The following is a 20,587-nucleotide window of genomic DNA, read 5'->3' as shown; positions in this document are numbered from 1 at the left end:
GATCCATTGAGTGAGGGCTTCCTCCGGTTCAACGCTTGTTCAACCCCCGCGCCAACCGATCCCCACCCAACTGAATCACCGCCACCAACGCCACCAGCAGCACAATCACCGTCAGCATGATCTGGCTGTCAAACCGCTGATACCCGTACCGATACGCAATGTCCCCCAAGCCACCCGCACCGATCGCCCCGGCCATGGCCGAGGAGTTGATCATGGTCACCAGGGTAATGGTGAATCCGCCGACAATCCCCGGCAGCGCTTCAGGCAACAACACGTGCCAGACGATGTGCCAACGCCGGCAGCCCATGGCTTGCGCCGCTTCGACCAAACCGTGGTCGACCTCCCGCAGACTGACCTCGGCAATACGCGCAAAGAACGGCGTAGCCGCGATGGTCAGCGGCACCACGGCCGCCCACACGCCGTAAGTGGTGCCGACGATGAGCCGGGTGAACGGAATCAAGGCGACCATCAGGATCAGGAAAGGCACCGAGCGGAACAAGTTCACGAAGGCGCCCAACGCGCGGTTCAGCGCCGGGGCTTCGTAGATGCCGCCCTTGGAGCTGGTGACCAGGATCACGGCCAGCGGAATGCCCGCCAACAATGCGATCAACGACGACACGCCGACCATCAGGAAGGTGTCGATAAAGCCCTGCAGCAAGCGATCAAACCACATAACCCAGTACCTCCACCTGTTGCGCCCATTGGCTGGCGCGCTGACGCAATTCTTCGGCACCGAGGGAAGAGCCCGTCACCGCCAGTAGCAGTTGCCCAAGCGCATGTCCCTGAATCCTTTCCACGCCACCTTGCAGCAAGCGCACTCGGCCTCCGAGCGCGCTGAACAGTGCTGCCAGGTCCGGTTCGTCGCGCTGGCTGCCGGTGAACTGCAAGCGCAGGACCACGGCGGCATCAGGGAATGTCGCTTGCGCCAACAGACGGCTTTGCAGCTCTGGCGGCAATGCATGCTGCAACGGCGCCAGCAGCGTCTTGCTGACCTCATGTTGTGGATTGCCGAAGACTTCCCACACCGGCCCTTGCTCGACGATGCGGCCGTGTTCGAGCACGACCACCCGATCACAGATCTCTCGGATCACCGCCATCTCGTGGGTGATCAAGACGATGGTCAGGCCCAGGCGCCGGTTGATCTCGCGCAGCAGGCCGAGGATCGATTGCGTGGTTTCCGGGTCGAGTGCCGAGGTGGCTTCGTCGCACAGCAGGATCTGCGGGTCATGCACCAGCGCCCGGGCAATGCCCACGCGCTGTTTCTGCCCGCCGGACAACTGTGCCGGGTAAGCCTTGTGTTTGGCCTGCAAGCCGACCAGTTCCAGCAGTTCACGGACCTTTTGCTCGCGTTGTTCCTTCGGCACGCCAGCGACTTTCAGCGGTAGCTCGACGTTCTGCCAAACGGTCTTGGCCGACATCAGGTTGAAGTGCTGGAAGATCATGCCGATGCGCCGACGCAGCGCCACCAGGCGGTCTTCGTCGAACTCGCCGATTTCCACCTGATCGATCAGTACCCGACCGCTGCTCGGTTGCTCCAGGCGATTGATGGTGCGGATCAGCGACGACTTGCCGGCGCCGCTGCGGCCGATGATGCCGAACACTTCGCCGTGCTGGATTGCCAGGTCGATGCCGTGCAGGGCCGCCACCGGCCCTTGCTGGCCGTTGTAGGTCTTGCCCAGGCCGATGAAGCGGACGTGGGCATGGTTCAGTTCGGGATGCAGCTCAGTGCGTTCGGCACTTTGCGGCTCTGGAGTCTCCAGTCGCCGTTGGATGGCGGCAGTCATGCTCAGCTTTCCCAGCCGGCTTGATAGAGCTTGCCGTGAGCTTTATCCAGCGCGGCGCGCACAGCGGGCGAGTGCTGGTAGATGTCGACGAACTTGACCAGGCGCGGGTCGGTTTTGCTCTTGGGCTGGATCACGAACTGAATCACGTACTCCTTGTGATCGAGGCCGTCGAACAGCAGCGCGGAGCCCGCATCGAAGGTTTTCGACAAGCGAATGTAGGCCGGGTAGCCCTGCACCAGATCGGCGTCGTCATAGGCACGCACCAGTTGCACGGCTTCGACCTGGAGGATCTTGATGTGCTTCGGGTTGGCGACGATGTCTTCTTCGGTGGCCTTGTAGCCGACGCCGGGCTTGAGGGTGATCAGCCCGGCCTTGGCCAGCAGCTGTAAGCCGCGACCGCTGTTGATCGGGTCGTTGGCGATGGCCACGCTGGCGCCTTGTGGCAGTTCGTCGAAGCTTTTGTATTTTTTCGAATAGAGGCCGACGTTGTTGATGATCCCCGGCGCGAAAGGCACCAGGTCGAAACCCGAAGCGGCCTTGGCGTTTTCCAGGAACGGGATGTGCTGGAAGTAGTTCACGTCGATGTCGCCGGCGGCGAGGCTGACGTTCGGTGCGATCCAGTCGGTGAACTCCACCAGCTCGACTTTCAGGCCTTGTTTGCCGGCCTCTTCGACGGCCGCTTCCAGGGGAATGGCGAAGGCGGCGGTGGTGCCGATTTTCAGTGGCGCGTCGGCGGCGAAAGTCACCGAGCTGAACAGGCCGAGGGCCAGGGCCAGTGCTTTGACTGGGTGAGAGAGGTAGTGCTTTTTCATGATGAGTTATCCAGTCAGTGCATAGAATTTGTGGTGTTGGGTCGGGCCTCTTCGCGAGCAAGCCCGCTCCCACATTTGGAATGCATTCCCCTGTGGGAGCGGGCTTGCTCGCGAAGCTTTTAGCGGCGGTAAGCCGAACCGGTATGTTGCTCAGGCAAAAACGCTTCCCGCTGAAACAGCTTTTCCCGCAAGGTGCCGCTGTCGTACGCAGTCTTGTACGACCCCCGCCGTTGCAGTTCAGGAATCACCAGCTCAATGAAATCCTCATAGCTTTCCGGCGTGACGATGCGGGTCAGGTTGAAGCCATCCAGCCCGGTTTCGGCGATCCACGATTCCAGCTCGTCAGCCACCTGTTCCGGGGAACCCACCACGGCGATGTAACGACCACCGAGGGCGTGTTGCTCGAGCAATCTGCGCCGGGTCCAGTCGTTGTTTTGCAGGTGTTTGGTGGCGGACTGGATCGCGTTGCTCTTCACGTACTGGATCGGTTCGTCGATTTCATACTGAGAAAAATCAATCCCGGTGGACGCCGAAAAATGCGCCACGCCGGCTTCGGCACTGGCGTAGCTCAGGTATTCGGCGTGCTTGGCCCAGGCCTGGTCTTCAGTGACGCCGACGATCACATTCAGGCCCATGAACACCTTGATGTCCTCGGGGTTGCGTCCGGCTTCAACGGCGCTGGCGCGCACCTTGTCCACCTGCGCCCTGGTCGATGCCTTGGTCTGGCCGCTGATGAACACGCACTCGGCATGCCGCCCGGCGAACAGCAAGCCGCGATCCGAACTGCCGGCCTGGAACAGCACCGGCGTGCGTTGCGGCGAGGGCTCACAGAGGTGATACCCCTCGACCTGATAGAACTCGCCCTTGTGCTCGACCTTGTGCACTTTCTCGGGCTGCGCGTAGATCCGCTGTTGCCGATCGTTCAGCACCGCGCCGTTTTCCCAGCTGCCTTCCCAGAGTTTGTAGAGCACCTCCAGGTACTCGTCGGCCTGGTCGTAGCGACGGTCATGCTCGACTTGCTCGCTCAGGCCCATGGCTTTGGCCGCACTGTCGAGGTAGCCGGTGACGATGTTCCAGCCGACCCGGCCACGGCTCAGGTGATCCAGGGTCGACAGGCGTCGGGCGAACAGATACGGCGCTTCGTAGGTGAGGTTGGCGGTCAGGCCGAAACCGAGGTTTTTCGTCACCGCGGCCATGGCCGACACCAGCAGCAGCGGGTCGTTGACCGGCAACTGGATCGACTCTTTCAACGGCACGTCCACCGAGTTCTGATAGACGTCGTAGACCCCGACGATGTCGGCGATGAACAGGCCGTCGAACAGCCCGCGCTCCAGCAGCTGCGCCAGATCGGTCCAGTATTCGATCGTGTTGTACTGCGTCGAGTTATCCCGTGGATGGGTCCACAGGCCGTGGTTGATGTGCCCGATGCAGTTCATGTTGAACGCGTTGAGCAGGATCTTCTTTTTAGTGGCGGCCATCAGATGGTCCCCCGCAGTGGCGGGTTTTCATCGTTGAGGTAGTAGTTGCCCACGGCGTGATACTTCCAGCGCACCGGATCGTGCAGGGTGTGCACGCGGGCGTTGCGCCAGTGGCGGTCGAGGCTGTGTTCGATCAAGGTTGCCTGGCTGCCGGCCAGTTCGAACAGCGTGCTGCCGGCGGCCAGGGAGATTTCGGTGCTCAGGGCGCGGGCTTCGGCGACGGCGATCGACGCGACCGCGACGGTCTCGGCGCGCGTGTCGGCCTGGGCCTTGTCGAGGTATTCGCCCGCACGCTCAAGCAGCGCTTCGGCGGCGTGCAGGCGAATGCTCAGGTGGCCGAAGCTCTTGAGGGTCAGCGGATCGTCCGTGGCTTTTTCGTGGGTGGCGTCGATCCACGGCCGGGTTTTGGTGCGAACGAAGTGCAGCGCATCTTCATAGGCGGCGCGGGCGATGCCGGTGTCGATGGCGGCATGGAGAATCTGCGCCAGCGGGCCGACCGGGGTCGGGCGCTCGAAGGCGCTTTGAAAGGGGATCACATCGTCAGCGGCAACAAACACATCTTCAAATACCACCGAGCCGCTGCCGGTGGTGCGCTGGCCGAAGCCGCTCCAGTCGTCGATCACGCTCAGGCCCTTGCTGTTGCGCGGGACGAACGCCAGTTGCTGCACGCCGTTTTCATCCACCACCGAGGTGGGAATGCGCTGGGCGTAAATCGCGCCGGTGGCGTAGAACTTGCGACCATTGATGCGATAGCCGCTGCCGTCGCGAGTCAGGCGGGTGACGCGATCGTGTGCGGTCTTGGTGCCGAGTTCGGCCAATGCATTGCCGAAGCGCTGGCCGGCCAGTACCTCGGCATAAAGACGTTTTTTCTGCGCGTGGTTGCCGTTCACCCGCAGTACTTCGAGGGCATAAAAATGGTTTTGCGGGATTTGCCCAAGCGAGCCGTCGGCCTGCGCAATCAAGGCGATGACCTTGGCCAGGGTGACGTTGGAAACACCGGCGCCGCCATACTCTTTCGGCACGCTGATGCCCCACAGGCCCGAGCGGGAAAATACTTCCAGTTCCGGGTGTGGCAAGCGGCGCTCGCGGTCGCGCAGGGCGCTGTCGCGTTTGAAATCTTCGGCCAGGTCGCTGGCGACGATCAGGGCTTGTTCATCGCTGGTGATGACCGCGACGTGCTGAGAATTTGTCATGTTGTTCTCCAGATGTCTGGTCGTCAGATCCAGGAATGCCGGTTAGGCAGCGTGCCGTTGAGGCGATAGGCGCCGATGGCGTGGTACTTCCAGCGCACCGGATCGTGCAGGGTGTGCACCCGGGCGTTGCGCCAGTGGCGGTCGAGGTTGAATTCGGCGAGGGTCGCGCGGCTGCCGGCCAGCTCGAACAGCTTTTCACTGGCCAGCAACGAAATCTCGGTAGTCAGCACCTTGGCTTCGGCCACGGCAATCGAGGCACGGGCGGCGGACTCGGCGGTGAGCGGCGCGGCGCTGACCTGATCAAGCACTTGCCCGGCCTTGCGCAGCAGCGCTTCGGCGGCGTGCAATTCGATTTTCAATTTGCCGATATCGGCGATCACGTAGAGGTCATCGCTGGCCCGCTCGACCTTGGCGTCGATCCACGGCCGGGCGCGGGTTTTCACGAAGTCGATGGCGTCGTCGATGGCGCCTCGGGCGATACCGGCGTCGATGGCCGCTTGAATCAGCTGGGAGACGGCACCCTGAATGTTCGGTGTGTCGTTGATCTTCCAGTTATCCACAACCAGTTCGGAGTCGACCTGCACGTTGTTGAGTAAAATCGTGCCGCTGGCGGTGGTGCGCTGACCAAAGCCGGACCAGTCATCGACGATGCGCAATCCCGGTGTGCCGCGACGGATGAACGCCAGCACCTGCCTGCCGTCGTCATTCAATGCCTTGACCGCCACCCAATGGGCGAACAGGGCACCGGTGGAATAGAACTTCTGGCCGTTGAGGACGCCGTCGGCGGTGAGGCGTGCCTTCAGTTCCAGGGTGTTTTTGGTGCCGCGCTCCGGCCCGGCATTGCCGATGCGCCAGCCATCAAGGACGCTTTTGAACAGTTGGCTTTTTTGCGCTTCGGTGGCGCTGCCGAGGATCAGGTTAAGAATGCCGAACTGGTTTTGCGGGATCTGCCCCAGCGCCGGGTCGGCGGCGGAAATGATCGCGAAGACCTCGGCCAGGGTGACGAACGAAACCTGCGGGCCGCCGTACTCGCGGGGGATGGAAATGCTGCCCAGGCCGCTGCGGGTGAACTGTTCGATTTCAGACCATGGGAGCTTGCGCTGCTGGTCGCGTTTGGCCGCTTGCAGGCGGGCCACCTGCGCCAGTTCATGGGCCGCCTTGATGGCTTGGGCATCGTTGCGCAAGACTTTTGCGGGCAACAAAAGGGGGGCGATGTCCAGGTCACTCTGGACGATTGCGTCTGCCAGACTGGACATCAGTGCCGCTCCTTGGCTGCACGCAATGCCCTGGCGATCTGCACTGGGGTGATTGTGTTCCGGACCATACCTACCTCACATCTCATGGAAGCGCCGCTTGTGGCAGCGCGTGAAAACAAGAATGTCCGGTGGTCCGGTGTATATACCCTAAACGCGTATAAATTTTTTATGAACTAACTTTTAGGAATATGGATAGATTGTGTTACCTGCAAGATGAGCGCGAACCCTGTGGCGAGGGAGCTTGCTCCCGTTGAGGTGCGAAGCGCCTCCAAAACCTGTTAATGATTTTTCCCGGTTCTAACCCATTAGCCGGTTTTGCGACTGTTTCGCAGCCGAGCGGGAGCAAGCTCCCTCGCCACAGAACTTGTATTCATTGCTTGCGGGATTCGGCGGCCTTGAGGGCTTTTTTCGGGGGGACTTTCAGATAGGGATTGGCGCAACCGATCTTCAGCGTGCGGGCCGGTGCCCAGCGCGAGTTGTTGCCCACCCTGTCGAGAATGCAGTAGGTCACTTCCAGCCGCAGATCCTCGCCGGCTTCGAGGATGACCGCCGGCGGTATCCACACCTGGATCGGCTGGCCCACATCGGCGGGCTTGAGTCGTGGCAGGTCCATGCGCACATCGCCCCAGCGCAGGGTGATTTCGTCGTCCACGGCCATGTTCAGGTACGGTTCGATGGTCAAGGGAACACCGCGTTTGACCTGACTCGGATTGACACCCTGGCGGCGAATCGCCTCGGGAATGCTCACCGGTGCCAGGCACTGGTTTTCATCGCCGCCCAGGGCTGAGGGTTGGCCGCCCGGGCAGTCGAGTTTGATCTGCACGTTGCGACTGGCCGATATCGCCGGGCCTCGGCCAATTTGCATGACCCGGTAGTGAATGCGCGAAGTACCGTTGGCGACAAAACTTTCAGGCACCCTCAACTGCACCGGTTGGCCGACATCGCTGGCTGTGACCACGCGGGAGGCCACGTAGCAGCTGTCCCAGAACAGTTCGATCAGGTCGCCTGCGTCCATGGCGGGGTAGGGCGCCACATCGATCAGCAGATGTGCTGCGCAAGTGGCGTTGATGCCGGTCCTGTTGGATTGCGCCAGGGTCGGGGCCGCAAGCCCGGATTTGTTTGAGGTGCTTTTCATGAAGTCTCCTTGAAGTCTTGCAACGAAGTCCGTTTCTGGAATATCAAAAAACTAAAAATCGAAGCGAAAAAGCCATTCATTACTTCGAGTTGAAATAATGGTTCAAGCGTGATGAATGTTGCTGGCAGGAGACTAGATAAGAGTCAGGAAGATCCGCTGTCAATAAGATTTGTTAGTTGTGAGTGGTGCGTGCTGTTATTCAGAAAGTTCCTACGCTAGCAAGTAAGTAAACCCTGTCCTTGCGTCGAATTTATCTGCTGAAAGCGGCGGGATACAGGTAGTTTTGTGCCAGTCATTGGCACAGCCCTGTCATGAAGAGTCTGATTGGATTGGCACTGTTTAATTGTTGCGATGCATATATATATGTACCGCGTGTGCATACAGGGCATGCGTGTCGAATAGGCGGGTTTAGTTTGGTATTAATTAAGTGTATTTCGAGGGGTGTCACTTCCATCCATGGAAGTTAACCGTTGTTGCGCAGGGTTGTTAGTTGTGGCCGTTATTCAGGAACTTGCTCAGGAATTGTTTGGTTCGCTCTTCTTTCGGGTTGGCAAACAATGCCTTCGCTTCGCCTTGCTCGACAATCACGCCCTTGTCGAAAAACACCACACGGTTGGCCACGTCCCGGGCAAAGCCCATTTCGTGGGTGACGATCACCATGGTGCGTTTCTCCTCGGCCAGGCCGCGGATGGTCGCCAGCACCTCGCCCACCAACTCCGGGTCGAGGGCCGAGGTCGGCTCGTCGAACAGGATCACTTCGGGCTCCATCGCCAGCGCCCTGGCAATCGCCACGCGCTGTTGCTGGCCACCGGAGAGGCGACGCGGGTAGGCGTCCTCCTTGCCTGCCAGACCGACCTTGGCCAAGAGCTTTTTACCCAGGGCAACGGCGTCGGCGCGCGGGGTCTTTTTCACCACGATCGGGCCTTCGATGACGTTTTCCAGGGCGGTGCGATGGGGGAACAGGTTGAAGTTCTGGAACACGAAACCTACGTGCTGGCGCAAGCGCCGCACCAGGCTCTGCTGCTGGTTCAGGGGACGGCTGGTATCGACTTCGATATCGCCGACCTTGATCCGGCCGCTGGTGGGTTCTTCCAGAAAATTCAGGCAACGCAGGAAGGTGGTCTTGCCCGAACCGCTTGGGCCGATGATTGCCACCACCTCGCCTTCCTTGACCTCAAGATCGATGCCGTTGAGCACCACTTGACCCTTGAACTGCTTTGTCAGTTTTTCCACGACAATCATCGGGTCAGGACTCCTGGTCGTGCCGATTGACCCGCGCTTCCAACTGGTTCTGCAGGTGCGACAGCACCGTGGCCAGGATCCAGTAGATCAGTGCGGCGGCAAGATACATGGTGAAGACTTCGAAAGTCCGGGCGGTAATCAGTTGCGCCTGACGGAACAGCTCCGGCACCTGGATGGTGGCGGCCAGCGCCGTGTCCTTGACCAGTGAAATGAAGCTGTTGCCCAGCGGCGGCAATGCGGTGCGCATGGCCTGCGGCAGGATGGCCCGGCGCAGGGTTTGCGCGCGGGTCATGCCGATGCTGGCAGCGGCTTCCCACTGGCCGCGTTCGATCGAACCGATCGCGGCGCGCAGGATTTCACAGGCATAGGCGGCCATGTTCAGCGAGAAGCCGATCAGGGCCGCCGGCAGCGGATCGAGTTCCAGACCCAATTGCGGCAAGCCGTAATAGATCACGAACAGTTGCACCAGCAACGGCGTGCCGCGAAAGAACGACACGTAGATGCGGGCCAGCCAGTTGACCGATTTGAAGCGCGACAGGCGCATCAGCGCCAGGCCGAACCCCATCACCAGGCCGAAGAACATCCCGCCCAGGCTGAGGATGACCGTGAAATACGCGCCCTTGAGCAGAAAGGGCGCGGAGTCCAGTGCGAGTTGGAAAGCTGCTTCCATTATTTGGTGACGTCAGCTTGGAAGTACTTTTCCGAGATCTTCGCCAGGGTGCCGTCGGCACGCAGCTCGTCGAGGGCCTTGTTCACGGCAGCCAGCAGTTCCGGCTCGCCTTTGCGCAGGGCAATACCGGATTCCTGGCGAGAGAACGCCTGGCCGGCAGCGACGGTTTTCGGTGCTTTCTTGGCGTATTCAAGGGCAGCCAGACGGTCGATCAGGATGGCGTCGGTACGGCCGTTGTTCAGGTCGGCGAACTTGGTCGGATCATCGTCGTAGGTGCGCACGTCGGCACCCGGCACGTTGGCACGGACCCACTGTTCGTAGTTGGTGCCAAGGCCCACGCCGACTTTCTTGCCGGACAGGTCAGCGGCGCTCTTGATGTTCAGCGCGGCTTCCTTGTCCTTCAGCACCAGTGCCTGAATCCCGGAAATGGTGTACGGCTCGGAGAAGTCATACTTCTTCTTGCGCTCCTCGGAGATGGTCACCTGGTTGACCACTACGTCCAGGCGCTTGGATTCCAGGGCGGCGAGGATGCCGTCCCACTTGGTTGGCTGAATCTTGGCCTTGACGCCCAGCTTCTGGGCCAGGGCCTCGGAGAGCTCGACCTCGAAACCCGAAAGCTTGCCGTTTTCATCGACGAAGCTGAACGGTGGGTAAGTGCCTTCCAGGCCGACGTTGATCACGCCTTTATCCTTGATCTGTTTCAGTTGCTCACCGGCAACGGCATGGCCAATCAGGCCGGCGCTCAGTGCCAGGCCCAGCGAGCCCACCAGCAGATTACGACGTAGTGCAGAAAAATTCATGACAAGCCCCTGTGTTTTCTTATGGAAGACGCTTAAGGAAAGTTGGCAAATTCGGGATTCGGACGACTGCGATATCCTGCCCTAATGCAGCTTATGCGTCTCGCTGCAAATTCGCCTGCAGCGTGACTATATGATGGCGTCTTTAGATTAGAAAATAATAATTAATCTTCTGGTTATTCAATTTTGGAATAGATTGCTTTTTCACTGTAGGAGCGAGCCTGCTCGCGATGGACGACAGGGCACCGCGGGGTATCAGGTTGCCAGCGTTATCGTTGACGACCATCGCGAGCAAGCTCGCTCCTACAGGAAATCCTTGTAGGCAAACAGCGCCGGCGCCCCACCGGTGTGCAGGAAGATAATCGGGCCCTCATCGAAACGCTGACGCCCGATCCCGTCCAGCAAGCCCGCCATGGCCTTGCCAGTGTAGACCGGGTCCAGCAACAAGCCTTCCTGGCTCGCCAGCAGCTTCACCGCCGCCAGTGTTCCGGCATTCGGTTCGCCATAACGCGGGGCGAAATACTCATCCCACAGCTCGACCTTGAAAGCCTCCGGCAGGTTCACGCCCAGCAACTCGGCGGTGCGCTCGGCCAGGCCTTGAACCTTGGGCCGCTGATCTTCATCGCTGCGCGAGACCGTCACGCCGATCACTGGCAGGTCCGGCAGCACTTCACTCAAGGCCAGTGCCAGGCCGCTGTGGGTACCGGCGCTGCCCGAGGCCAGGACCACGGCGGCGAAGGTCAGGCCGGTGTCCTTGATTTGCCCGGCCAGTTCCAGCCCGGCACGTACGTAACCCAGGGCACCCAGCGCGTTGGAGCCACCGATCGGCACCAGGTACGGCTTCTTGCCGTTGCTGCGCAGCCGGCCGGCCAGGGCTTGCAGTTGTTCGTCGGCGTTGTCGAGGTTTTCCACCAGTTCGACCTTGGCGTCGAACAAATCGAGCAGCAGCCGGTTGCCGTTGCCGGTGTAGTTGCTGTCATCGGTGCCGAGGGGGTTTTCCAGGAGGGCTACGCAGCCCAGACCGAGCCTGGCGGCAATGGCGGCGGTCTGGCGCACGTGGTTCGATTGCAGTGCGCCGGCGGTGATCAAGGTGTCGGCGCCTTGGGCCAGCGCATCGGCGGCCAGGTATTCGAGTTTGCGCAGCTTGTTGCCGCCCATCGCCAGCGGCGTCAGGTCATCGCGCTTGACGTACACGTCGCGACCCAGCCAGGTCGACAGGCGTTCGAGTTTTTCCAGGGCGGTGGGCTGACCGAGCAGGTCGAGGCGGTTAAAGCAGGCGAGCTGTTGTTTGATCATGGGTCCGTACTGGCCGTTGAAGATCTCAGGACTATAGGCACGCCCCAAAGCCTGGGCAACCGTCAATCGCTTATAGCCAATCGAACTGAGCACAGCACTATTGGTTCTTAATTTGCCTTGCGACCCTTGCCGTAAAGTAATTGCCGTCAGTGCGGCCAGACAGTCCGGTCGCCCGTGAGGAGTTTTTACCGTGAGTGAGCGTTCCAGCCATTGGCAATTGCAGACCATCGTCAGCCAGCTGCGCACGGCACGTGAACAGTGGCGTGCACAAAACGGCCGGGCCAGCGGCGAGCAGGGCGGTCGTGAACTGCCCTCCCGGGCGGCCATGGCAGAGATTCTCGAAGCCCTGTGCGGTGCGCTGTTCCCGATGCGCCTGGGGCCGGTCGACCTGCGCGAAGAGAGCGAGGATTTCTACGTCGGTCACACGCTGGATGTGGCGTTGAATGCGCTGTTGGCCCAGGCGCGACTCGAATTGCGCTACGCCGCGCGCCACAGTGCCCAGGCCGATACCGAAGTCGAATCCAGGACCATCCAGATCATTCAGGACTTCGCCCTCGCCCTGCCGGGGTTGCGCAGCCTGTTGGACACCGACGTACTGGCGGCCTATCACGGCGACCCGGCGGCACGCAGTGTCGATGAAGTGCTGTTGTGCTACCCGGGGATTCTGGCGGTGATTCATCATCGCCTGGCCCACCATTTGTACCGTGCCGGGCTGCCGTTGCTGGCGCGGATCAGTGCGGAAATCGCCCACTCGGCCACCGGCATCGACATTCACCCCGGCGCGCAGATCGGCCGCAGTTTCTTCATCGACCACGGTACCGGCGTGGTGATCGGCGAGACGGCGATCATCGGCGAGCGCGTGCGGATTTATCAGGCGGTGACTTTGGGGGCCAAGCGCTTCCCGGCCGACGAAGACGGTCAGTTGCAGAAGGGCCAGCCGCGGCATCCGATTGTCGAGGATGACGTGGTGATCTATGCCGGGGCGACGATTCTGGGGCGGATCACCATCGGTCAGGGCTCGACCATCGGCGGCAATGTCTGGCTGACCCGCAGCGTGCCGGCGGGCAGCAACCTGACCCAGGCGAATCTGCAGCATGATGATGGGGCGCAGAAGTAGATCTTTGAATCTCCTTTGACTGGTCCGGCCTCTTCGCGAGCAGGCTCGCTCCCACAGGGTGTGTGCGTCGGTCACAAATCCACTGTGGGAGCGAGCCTGCTCGCGAAGCTTCCAAATCCATCACATTTCCTGCCTTGAGCTAGCGTACAACCAGTACCGCCCAGCCCTGCGATTAGTCCTTAGCCCCCTATCCATGTTTAACTTGAACGTTCATTCAAGTTAAACCGGCGGTTCGCTGCCCGCTCACAACAGGAGGCTTGCCTTTGCTGAGTCCGATTTCCACAGCCACGTTTCTACCCTTCGAGGTGCACCGTACATGAGTGCATCGTCCATCCCTCCAGGCGGTCTGATCCGCATGAATCCGCCGGTGTTCTGGTTCTCGGCGAGTTTCATCCTGTTGTTTGGTGTCGTTGTCATCGCCATGCCCGAGCAGGCCGGTGCCTGGTTGCTGGCGGCGCAAAACTGGGCGGCCAACACGGTCGGCTGGTATTACCTGCTGGCGATGACCCTGTATCTGGTCTTCGTGGTGGTCACCGCCTTGTCCGGCTACGGCAAGATCAAGCTCGGTGCCGACCACGACGAGCCCGAATTCAGTTATCTGTCCTGGGCCGGCATGCTGTTCGCCGCGGGGATCAGCATCACCCTGTTTTTCTTCTGCGTGTCCGAGCCCCTGACCCACATGCTGCAACCGCCACAAGGCGAGGCGGGTACCGCGGATGCGGCGCGCCAGGCGATGCAGATTCTGTTTCTGCACTGGGGCCTGCATGGCTGGGGCGTGTTCGCCTTTGTCGGCATGGCGCTGGCCTACTTTGCCTACCGGCATAACCTGCCACTGGCCCTGCGCTCGGCGCTGTATCCGCTGATCGGCAAGCGCATCAATGGCCCCATCGGGTATGCGGTGGATGGCTTCGGCATCATTGCCACGGTGTTCGGCCTCGGTGCCGACATGGGCTTCGGCGTGTTGCACCTCAACTCGGGGCTGGACTACCTGTTCGGCATCGCCCATACCCAATGGATTCAGGTCGGCCTGATCACCCTGATGATGGGGGCGGCGATCATCGTTGCCGTATCCGGCGTCGACAAGGGCATGCGGGTCATGTCCGACATCAACATGCTGCTGGCCTGCGCGCTGTTGCTGTTCGTGTTGTTCGCCGGCCCCACGCAGCACTTGCTCAACACCCTGATCCAGAACCTCGGCGATTACCTCGGCGCCTTGCCGATGAAGAGTTTCGACCTGTACGCCTACGACAAGCCCAGCGACTGGCTGGGTGGCTGGACCGTGTTCTACTGGGCCTGGTGGATTGCCTGGTCACCGTTCGTGGGCCTGTTCATCGCGCGCATTTCCCGTGGCCGGACCATCCGCGAATTCGTCTTCGGCGTGCTGCTGATTCCGCTCGGCTTCACCCTGGCGTGGATGTCGATTTTCGGTAACAGTGCCATCGACCAAGTGCTCAACCACGGCATGAGCGCGCTCGGCATGTCGGCCATCGACAACCCGTCGATGACGCTCTACCTGCTGCTGGAAACCTACCCGTGGAGCAAAACCGTCATCGCGGTGACGGTGTTCATCAGCTTCGTGTTTTTCGTCACCTCCGCCGACTCCGGCACCGTGGTGCTGTCGACGCTGTCCGCCAAGGGCGGCAATCACGATGAAGACGGGCCGAAATGGCTGCGGGTGTTCTGGGGCGCAATGACGGCGCTGGTGACCAGTGCATTGCTGTTCTCGGGCAGCATCGATGCGTTGAAGTCGGCGGTGGTCCTGACCTCGCTGCCGTTCTCGTTGATCTTGCTGTTGATGATGTGGGGGCTGCACAAGGCGTTTTATCTGGAATCGCAGAAGCGGATTGCGCAGATGCACTCACTGGCACCGGTCTCGGGATCCCGGCGAGGCAAGGGCGGCTGGCGTCAGCGCTTGAGCCAGGCGGTGCATTTCCCTTCGCGCGATGAGGTCTATCGCTTCCTCGATACGACGGTGCGCCCGGCCATTGAAGAGGTGTCTGCCGTATTCGTCGAAAAGGGATTGCACGTAGAGACGCATCCGGGCCCGGCCAATGACAGCGTCAGCCTGGAAATCGGCCATGGCGATCAGCATCCGTTCGTTTATCAAGTGCAGATGCGCGGCTATTTCACGCCATCGTTTGCCCGTGGCGGCATGGGTTCCAAGCAACTCAACAATCGCCGTTACTACCGGGCCGAAGTGCATTTGAGCGAAGGCAGCCAGGACTACGATCTGGTGGGTTACACCAAGGAACAGATCATCAACGACATCCTCGACCAGTACGAACGGCACATGCAGTTCCTGCACCTGGTGCGTTGATCGCGGGCAGGGCGCCGGGGCTCTTCAGCCCTCGGCGCTCAGCACCATGAACAGCACCAGCGCCGCCACCGGAATGCTGAATACCACCGTGCCAATCCCCAGTTCCGTACTCAACGACTGGCCGGCGTTCACCACACCGATGGCACCATTGATCACTGTCAGCGCCAGCCACAGCACCACAAACGCGTAGGTCAGGGTCTGGCGGCTGAAGCCGATCTTCTCGCCGATGAACAGCATCAGGGCGAGCAAGGCCAAGCCGAAGGTGATGATGATCGTGGTGTGCATGGCGGCTTCCCTCCTTGCGATAGCTATCGCTTCTTCGTTGCCTTGGCGACTTTGTTCCTGTCGACCCTGATCACGCAAGCCTGCCGCTGTTTTGTTGAATTTTGCGGGCTGATCAATTCTTTTGTGAAACGTTTCAGCATTTAGCCGAATCCCCGGTTTTTTGCCGCCCGTGTGGGCGTATGCTGGGCGACTGGCGAAGCAGTCGATACCAGATCCAAGACAGACAAGAGAGGATTCGATGACTTACACCGCTGCCGAAAACCGCTACGACTCCATCCCTTATCGCCGCGTGGGCCGTAGTGGGCTGGTGCTGCCGGCGCTGTCCCTGGGCCTGTGGCACAACTTCGGCGACAGCACGCCGATCGATACCCAGCGCGCGTTACTGCGCACGGCGTTCGACCTGGGCATCAACCATTTCGACCTGGCCAACAACTATGGCCCGCCGTATGGCAGCGCCGAGATCAACTTCGGCCGTCTACTGCGCGAAGACTTCAAGCAGTACCGTGACGAACTGATCATCTCCAGCAAGGCCGGCTGGGACATGTGGCCAGGGCCTTACGGTCAGGGCGGCGGTTCGCGCAAGTACGTGCTGGCCAGCCTCGACCAGAGCCTGCAACGCCTGGGCGTGGACTACGTCGATATCTTTTATTCACACCGTTTCGACCCGGACACGCCGCTGGAGGAAACCGCCAGCGCACTGGCGACAGCGGTACAACAGGGCAAGGCGCTGTACATCGGCATTTCGTCCTATTCCGGGGTGAAAACCCGGGAAATGGCCACGTTGCTCAAGGAATGGAAAGTGCCGTTGCTGATCCACCAACCGGCCTACAACCTGCTCAATCGCTGGGTTGAAAAAGACCTGCTGGACACCACTGACGAACTCGGCACGGGCGTGATCGCCTTCACGCCGCTGGCGCAGGGATTGCTGACCGACAAGTACCTCAACGGCGTGCCGACGGATGCGCGGGTCAATCGTCCGGGGGGTGGTTCGTTGCAGGCCTCGCACTTGTCCGAGGCCAACATCGCCCAGGTGCGGGCACTCAACGAAATCGCCAAGCGGCGCGGCCAGAGCCTGGCGCAACTGGCGCTGGCCTGGACCCTGCGCGATCCGCGGGTCACTTCGGCATTGATCGGCGCGAGCCGGCCGGAGCAGATCATCGAGAACGTCGGGGCGTTGAAGAACCTGAGCTTCAGCGCGCAGGAACTGGCGGAGATTGACCGGTTTGCCCAAGAGGGCGGGATCAATCTTTGGGAGAAGCCATCTACAGCCGAGTAAATTGTCGGCGTCTGTTCCGGCCCCATCGCGGGCAAGCCCGCTCCCACAGGTTTTTCTGGTGTGCACAAAATTTGTGTTCAACACAGATCACTGTGGGAGCGGGCTTGCCCGCGATGAGGCCGGTCCTGACAGCAAAGATTTCAGGGTTCAGCGAAAGAAAGGCACATCTCCCAACACCGTCGCCCGCTGCATCACCCGCCGCGCTGGCCGGTAATCATCCACCGCGTAATGCTGGGTCACGCGGTTATCCCAGAACGCAATATCGTCCTGCTGCCAGCGCCAGCGAATGGTGAATTCAGGTCGCGTGGCGTGGGCAAACAGAAACTTCAGAATCGCCTCGCTTTCGGTTTCCGACAGTTCGTTGATCTTCGAGGTGAAGCCTTCATTGACGAACAGCGAACGGCGCCCGCTGACCGGGTGCGTGCGGATCACCGGGTGTGACAGCGGCGGATTCTTGCGCCGTGCTTCTTCCCACTGAGCAAGTGCTTCAGGTGTATTGCCGTAGCGCTCCAGCGGGAACGAACGGGTGAAATCGTGGGTGGCAGTCAGACCTTCGAGCAAGGCTTTCATCGGTGCGGACAGGGCTTCATACGCCGCAATCCCGCTGGCCCACAAGGTGTCGCCGCCAAACTCCGGCAGCAGCTTGGCGCTGAGCACTGCACCCAGGGCCGGGGTCGGCAGGAAGGTCACGTCGGTGTGCCAGATCGCGTTGTCGCGCACGTCGGTGACGGCAGTGTCGAGAATCAGCACTTCCGGTTGTTCCGGTACATTGGGATAGATCGGGTGAATGTGCAGGTCGCCGAAATTCGCGGCGAATCGTGCCTGTTGCTGTGGCGTGATCGGCTGGTCGCGGAAAAACAGCACCTGATGCTTGAGCAGTGCCTGCTCGATGGTATCGCGCTGTTCGACGTTCAGTGGCTGGCTGATGTCGATGCCGCTGATTTGCGCGCCGAGGGCAGAACTCAAAGGGACGATGGACAGTTGGCTCATGGTGGTTCTCTTAAATTCGGGGTCGAGCTTTTTTGTAGGAGCGAGCTTGCTCGCGATGGTGGTGAGTCAGACACAATCGTGTTGCCTGTCACATTGCTATCGCGAGCAAGCTCGCTCCTACAGGGGGTTGTTCAGTTATCAGTGAGCCTGGCCATGCCACGGCACCAGTTTGCGTTGCAGGGCGCGCAGGCCCATCTCCATGGCGAAGGCGATCAGCGCGATCACCAGAATCCCCAGTACCACCACATCGGTGACCAGGAACTGTGCGGCCGACTGCACCATGAAGCCCAAGCCGCTGGTGGCGGCGATCAGTTCGGCGGCGACCAGCGTCGACCAGCCTACGCCGAGGCCAATGCGCACACCGGTCAGGATGTCCGGCAAGGCACTCGGCAGAATAACGTGGCGAATCAACTGCGCCCGTGTCGCCCCCAAGGACTGCGCGGCGCGCAATTTCGCCGGGTCGACCGTGCGCACACCGGTTGCGGTGGCGATGGCGATCGGGGCGAAAATGGCCAGATAAATAAGCAGCACTTTCGACAATTCACCAATGCCACACCAGATCACGATCAGCGGCAGGTAGGCCAGCGGCGGAATCGGCCGGTAGAACTCGATCAGCGGATCGAGCACGCCACGGGCGATACGGTTGGCGCCGATGGCGATTCCCACCGGCACGGCGGTGAGAGTCGCAAAGCCGAGGCCCAGGCCGATTCGGCCCAGGCTCGCGCCGAGGTGCTGCCACAGGGTTGAGTCCATGTAACCCGAGGTCGCCAGCAGCCAGCCTTTTTGCAGGACGGCGGAAGGTGGTGGCAGGAACAGCGGCTCGATCAAGCCGGTTGCCGTTACGGCCCACCAGAAAACGATCAGAGCGACCAGTGTCAGCACACTGATCCAGCGCGTGCTCAAGCTGCGTCGTGCCGCAGTCACGGGAGTGCCTGGCTTGATCGCGGCGACGGGAATTTCGTAACTGCTCATGCGCGCTCCTGCCGCGTGGCGGCGCTGCGTTGGGAGAACACTTTGGCGAGTACGTGTTCGCGGGTTTCGATAAAACGCGGGTCGGACTTGATCGCCCGTGCCGACTCACCGGCGGCATAACGCTGACCGAAGTCGAGACTCAGGCGCTCGACGATTTGCCCCGGGTTCGGCGCCAACAGAATCAGGTCGGTGGCGAGGAACACGGCCTCTTCGATGTCGTGGGTAATCAGGAACACCGGTTTGGCGGTGCGTTGCCAGACTTGCAGCAAGAGCTCTTGCATTTGTTCACGGGTGAACGCGTCGAGGGCGCCGAATGGTTCGTCCATGAGCAACACGCGCGGGTCGGCGGCGAGGGCACGGGCAAGGCCGACGCGCTGCTTCTGGCCGCCGGATAGCTGCCAGATGCGGCGCTGTTCAAAGCCGGAAAGATCGACCAGGGCGAGCATTTCCCGGGCGCGGGCCTCGCGCTTGTCCCGGGCGACGCCGGCCAGCTCAAGACCAAAGCCTGTGTTGGCCAGCACGTCTTGCCATGGCAGCAGCGCGTCGTCCTGGAACACTACGCCACGCTCGGCACTCGGGCCTTTGACGGGCACGCCATCAAGGGTGATGCGCCCGGCGCTGGGTTCGACGAAACCGGCAATCAGGTTCAACAGCGAAGTCTTGCCACTGCCGGACGGGCCGAGGGCGACCAGCAGTTGCCGGGGCCCAAGGCTCAGGGATATATCCGCCAGCACCGGTGTAGGGCTGCCGGGGTACTGTGCGCTGATGCGCTCCAGCTGTAGCAAGGCCATTGCATTGACTCCCGATCAGTTGGTGATGAACTTGGCGCTGACGTACGGCGCGTAGTCCGGCAGCACGGCCTCAACCTTGCCCTGTTCCTTGAGGAACGCGGCGGTGTCGGTGATGGCCTTGGTGGTCGGTGCGCCGAGGGTGATCACCTGGTCAGCCGCCAGCGGGTAGACGTTGCCTTGCAGCAGCAGCGGAATGTCGCTGGCCTTGGCTCCGGACAGCTTTACCAGCTTGTCGACGTTGCCCTGGTTGGCGAGCCAGGCTTGCGGGTCCTTGCGGTAATCGGCGTAGGCGTCCAGGGTCACTTTGGCGAACGCGGAGACGATTTCCGGGTGCTTCTCGGCGAAGTCCTTGCGCACGATCCAGGCATCGAAAGTCGGTGCGCCGAATTTGGCCAGCTCGCCAGAGGTGATCAGCACCTTGCCGTTTTCCTTGGCCACGCCAAGGGCCGGGTCCCAGACGTAGGTGGCGTCGATGTCACCGCGTTTCCAGGCGGCAATGATCGCTGGCGGAGCCAGGTTGAGTACGGTGACTTTCGAGGGGTCGATGTTCCAGTGTTTCAGCGCGGCGAGCAGGCTGTAGTGGCCGGTGGACACGAAGGGCACGGCGATCTTCTTGCCGATCAGGTCTTGCGGGCTCTTGATCCCGGAACCGTCGCGAGCCACCAGGGCTTCGGCGGCACCGATCTGGGTGGCGATGAGGAAGGTTTCCACCGGGACTTTGCGGGTGATGGCCGCCGTCAGGGGGCTGGAACCGAGGTAGCCGATCTGCACGTCGCCGGAGGCGATGGCGGCGATGATGTCGGCACCGTTGTCGAATTTGCGCCAGCTGATATCGGCCTTGGTGGCTTTTTCGTAGGCGCCATCGGCCTGGGCGACTTTCGCCGGGTCAACGGTGGTCTGGTAGGCGACGGTGACGTCGGCCGCTTGGGCAAACAAACTCGCTGTCGCCAGGGAAGCGGCCGCCAGCAAGCGTAGAGGGAAAGTCAGTTTCATCAGAAAGCTCCTTGTCAGGCGACCGAATGTCGGCGTGAGAAAGAGACTAAATGATCTAAGAATTCGAAAATAAATAACTTTTTCGAATTAGCTTATGAGGGGAACAATCTGTGGAGGTCAGCGGATCATGCTCTCTGTGGGAGCGGGCTTGCTCGCGAAGGCGGTGTGTCAGTCGCAGTAAAG

At 61.1% G+C, this 20,587-nt stretch carries 19 protein-coding genes; 3 read left to right on the top strand and 16 right to left on the bottom strand.

Annotated features, from left to right (window positions below; all coding sequences use genetic code 11):
- Positions 1 to 28 precede the first annotated feature (28 nt).
- The 11 genes from ACLD1X_RS17995 to ACLD1X_RS17945 form a co-directional block, all read right to left on the bottom strand.
- Positions 29 to 673, bottom strand: coding sequence for a methionine ABC transporter permease (locus ACLD1X_RS17995; RefSeq protein WP_057712488.1), 645 nt, complete (start codon positions 671 to 673; stop codon positions 29 to 31).
- Positions 663 to 1,784, bottom strand: coding sequence for a methionine ABC transporter ATP-binding protein (locus tag ACLD1X_RS17990; protein ID WP_429369887.1), 1,122 nt, complete (start codon positions 1,782 to 1,784; stop codon positions 663 to 665). The genes ACLD1X_RS17995 and ACLD1X_RS17990 overlap by 11 nt, the downstream gene beginning before the upstream one ends.
- 2 nt (positions 1,785 to 1,786) lie before the next feature.
- Positions 1,787 to 2,596: a MetQ/NlpA family ABC transporter substrate-binding protein gene (locus ACLD1X_RS17985; protein ID WP_429369885.1), complete on the bottom strand. Its 810-nt coding sequence runs from the start codon at positions 2,594 to 2,596 to the stop codon at positions 1,787 to 1,789.
- Positions 2,597 to 2,715: 119 nt separating this feature from the next.
- Positions 2,716 to 4,074 (bottom strand): LLM class flavin-dependent oxidoreductase, encoded by a 1,359-nt coding sequence (locus ACLD1X_RS17980; RefSeq protein WP_429369883.1) that lies wholly within the window; start codon positions 4,072 to 4,074, stop codon positions 2,716 to 2,718.
- The gene (locus ACLD1X_RS17975) at positions 4,074 to 5,267 is read right to left on the bottom strand and encodes an SfnB family sulfur acquisition oxidoreductase (RefSeq protein ID WP_429369881.1); all 1,194 of its coding nucleotides are present in this window, start codon (positions 5,265 to 5,267) and stop codon (positions 4,074 to 4,076) included. The genes ACLD1X_RS17980 and ACLD1X_RS17975 overlap by 1 nt, the downstream gene beginning before the upstream one ends.
- A gap of 23 nt (positions 5,268 to 5,290) precedes the next feature.
- The gene (locus ACLD1X_RS17970; RefSeq protein WP_429369879.1) at positions 5,291 to 6,523 is read right to left on the bottom strand and encodes an SfnB family sulfur acquisition oxidoreductase; all 1,233 of its coding nucleotides are present in this window, start codon (positions 6,521 to 6,523) and stop codon (positions 5,291 to 5,293) included.
- A 370-nt stretch (positions 6,524 to 6,893) separates the two neighbouring features.
- Positions 6,894 to 7,658 carry a hypothetical protein gene (locus tag ACLD1X_RS17965; protein ID WP_429369877.1) on the bottom strand — a complete coding sequence of 255 codons (765 nt, stop codon included), beginning with the start codon at positions 7,656 to 7,658 and terminating at the stop codon, positions 6,894 to 6,896.
- 486 nt (positions 7,659 to 8,144) lie between these two features.
- The gene (gene tcyN / locus ACLD1X_RS17960; RefSeq protein ID WP_429369875.1) at positions 8,145 to 8,900 is read right to left on the bottom strand and encodes an L-cystine ABC transporter ATP-binding protein TcyN; all 756 of its coding nucleotides are present in this window, start codon (positions 8,898 to 8,900) and stop codon (positions 8,145 to 8,147) included.
- A 4-nt stretch (positions 8,901 to 8,904) separates the two neighbouring features.
- Entirely contained in the window at positions 8,905 to 9,570 is a 666-nt protein-coding gene (tcyL, locus tag ACLD1X_RS17955) for a cystine ABC transporter permease (protein ID WP_429369873.1), read from the bottom strand.
- A complete protein-coding gene (tcyJ, locus tag ACLD1X_RS17950; RefSeq protein WP_429369871.1) occupies positions 9,570 to 10,370 on the bottom strand; it encodes a cystine ABC transporter substrate-binding protein in 801 nt (266 codons plus the stop codon). Before tcyJ ends, tcyL begins: the two co-directional genes overlap by 1 nt.
- 300 nt (positions 10,371 to 10,670) lie before the next feature.
- Complete coding sequence (locus ACLD1X_RS17945; protein WP_429369869.1) at positions 10,671 to 11,663, bottom strand: D-cysteine desulfhydrase; 993 nt, start codon at positions 11,661 to 11,663, stop codon at positions 10,671 to 10,673.
- Positions 11,664 to 11,853: 190 nt separating this feature from the next.
- Here ACLD1X_RS17945 and epsC point away from each other — a divergent pair, with 190 nt between their 5' ends.
- Positions 11,854 to 12,780, top strand: coding sequence for a serine O-acetyltransferase EpsC (gene epsC, locus ACLD1X_RS17940; protein WP_429369867.1), 927 nt, complete (start codon positions 11,854 to 11,856; stop codon positions 12,778 to 12,780).
- 355 nt (positions 12,781 to 13,135) lie between these two features.
- A complete protein-coding gene (betT, locus tag ACLD1X_RS17935; RefSeq protein ID WP_429369948.1) occupies positions 13,136 to 15,097 on the top strand; it encodes a choline transporter BetT in 1,962 nt (653 codons plus the stop codon).
- 24 nt (positions 15,098 to 15,121) lie between these two features.
- Here the strand turns inward: betT and ACLD1X_RS17930 are convergent, their stop codons facing one another.
- Positions 15,122 to 15,382, bottom strand: coding sequence for a hypothetical protein (locus tag ACLD1X_RS17930; protein ID WP_429369865.1), 261 nt, complete (start codon positions 15,380 to 15,382; stop codon positions 15,122 to 15,124).
- A gap of 238 nt (positions 15,383 to 15,620) precedes the next feature.
- Here ACLD1X_RS17930 and mgrA point away from each other — a divergent pair, with 238 nt between their 5' ends.
- Complete coding sequence (gene mgrA / locus ACLD1X_RS17925) at positions 15,621 to 16,658, top strand: L-glyceraldehyde 3-phosphate reductase (RefSeq protein ID WP_429369863.1); 1,038 nt, start codon at positions 15,621 to 15,623, stop codon at positions 16,656 to 16,658.
- Between the two features lie 147 nt (positions 16,659 to 16,805).
- Here mgrA and tauD read toward each other — a convergent pair whose 3' ends face one another.
- The 4 genes from tauD to tauA all read right to left on the bottom strand — a co-directional run bounded on the left by tauD (position 16,806) and on the right by tauA (position 20,404).
- Positions 16,806 to 17,648: a taurine dioxygenase gene (tauD, locus tag ACLD1X_RS17920; protein ID WP_429369861.1), complete on the bottom strand. Its 843-nt coding sequence runs from the start codon at positions 17,646 to 17,648 to the stop codon at positions 16,806 to 16,808.
- A gap of 138 nt (positions 17,649 to 17,786) precedes the next feature.
- Complete coding sequence (gene tauC / locus ACLD1X_RS17915) at positions 17,787 to 18,620, bottom strand: taurine ABC transporter permease TauC (RefSeq protein ID WP_429369859.1); 834 nt, start codon at positions 18,618 to 18,620, stop codon at positions 17,787 to 17,789.
- Positions 18,617 to 19,411, bottom strand: a complete 795-nt coding sequence (gene tauB, locus ACLD1X_RS17910) for a taurine ABC transporter ATP-binding subunit (RefSeq protein WP_429369857.1) — start codon at positions 19,409 to 19,411, stop codon at positions 18,617 to 18,619. Before tauB ends, tauC begins: the two co-directional genes overlap by 4 nt.
- A gap of 15 nt (positions 19,412 to 19,426) precedes the next feature.
- Positions 19,427 to 20,404, bottom strand: a complete 978-nt coding sequence (gene tauA / locus ACLD1X_RS17905; RefSeq protein ID WP_429369855.1) for a taurine ABC transporter substrate-binding protein — start codon at positions 20,402 to 20,404, stop codon at positions 19,427 to 19,429.
- Positions 20,405 to 20,587: the final 183 nt, after the last annotated feature.

The organism is Pseudomonas sp. 18173 (assembly GCF_050432945.1).
Lineage (GTDB): Bacteria > Pseudomonadota > Gammaproteobacteria > Pseudomonadales > Pseudomonadaceae > Aquipseudomonas.
Note: the sequence above shows the minus strand (reverse complement) of the source record. Positions and strands in the feature narration are given on the sequence as shown.